At 43.1% G+C, this 441-nt stretch carries 1 protein-coding gene; it reads left to right on the top strand.

What is annotated here, in order from left to right:
- Positions 1 to 129: 129 nt before the first annotated feature.
- A partial coding sequence (locus OCH80_RS10215; RefSeq protein ID WP_404540666.1) for a hypothetical protein occupies positions 130 to 441 on the top strand: 312 nt, incomplete at its 3' end.

Here is a 441-nt window from a genome sequence, read left to right as displayed (position 1 = left end):
ACTTTGCGGGGATGAGTTTCGTGATTTTAGCTTTAGTTAGGGACTTTGCGGGGATTTTTTCCTAAAAAACATCCAACTGCGACCGATTTGCAAAAAATTTGCCCCATAAAGTACCCAACTACTGGGGTTTTGACAAAAACGAGCCCCGTAAAGTACCCAACTACTGGGGTTTTGACAAAAACGAGCCCCGTAAAGTACCTAACTACTGGACTTTTGACAAAAATAACCCCCGGAAAGTACCCAACTACGGCATTTTTCAAAAAATCGATCCCCGTAAAGTACCCAACTACTGAACTTTTGACGAAAATGAGCCCCGGAAAGTACTCAACTACTGGGGTTTTGACAAAAATGAGCCCCGGAAAGTACCTAACTACGGCTGATTTACTAAAAATAACCCCCGGAAAGTACCCAACTACGGCTGATTTACTAAAAATGAGCCCC

This window comes from Lactobacillus sp. 23-2 (assembly GCF_044902225.1).
GTDB classification, from domain to species: Bacteria; Bacillota; Bacilli; order Lactobacillales; family Lactobacillaceae; genus Lactobacillus; species Lactobacillus absianus.
Note: the sequence above shows the minus strand (reverse complement) of the source record. Positions and strands in the feature narration are given on the sequence as shown.